Origin of the sequence: Brevibacterium sp. 50QC2O2, from assembly GCF_024580675.1 — a bacterium.
GTDB lineage: Bacteria > Actinomycetota > Actinomycetes > Actinomycetales > Brevibacteriaceae > Brevibacterium > Brevibacterium moorei.
The window spans coordinates 1-258 of record NZ_JANIJZ010000072.1 but is presented as its reverse complement, the minus strand read 5'-3'; the positions used below and the strand labels follow the sequence as shown (position 1 = coordinate 258).

Below are 258 nucleotides of genomic sequence, written 5' to 3'. Positions count from 1 at the left end.
ACGCTCAATCGTTGTTTACCTTGTGTTACCCAACCCACCACACACCCCACACAGGCACAAAACCCACATGAGTCGTGTTGTTTGGGTGAGTGAACGGTGTATTAGTACCAGTCAGCTCCAATGGTTACCCATCTTCCACATCTGGCCTATCAACCCCATCATCTCTAGGACACCTTAAAGGAGACCTCATCTCGAAGCAGGCTTCCCACTTAGATGCTTTCAGCGGTTATCCCTCCCGAACGTAGCAAACCAGCCATG

Annotated in this window: 1 rRNA gene; it reads right to left on the bottom strand. The window is 50.4% G+C overall.

Going from position 1 to position 258, the window contains the following annotated elements:
- Positions 1–81: 81 nt before the first annotated feature.
- Positions 82–258 (bottom strand): 23S ribosomal RNA (locus NQ038_RS15260); the annotation flags it as partial.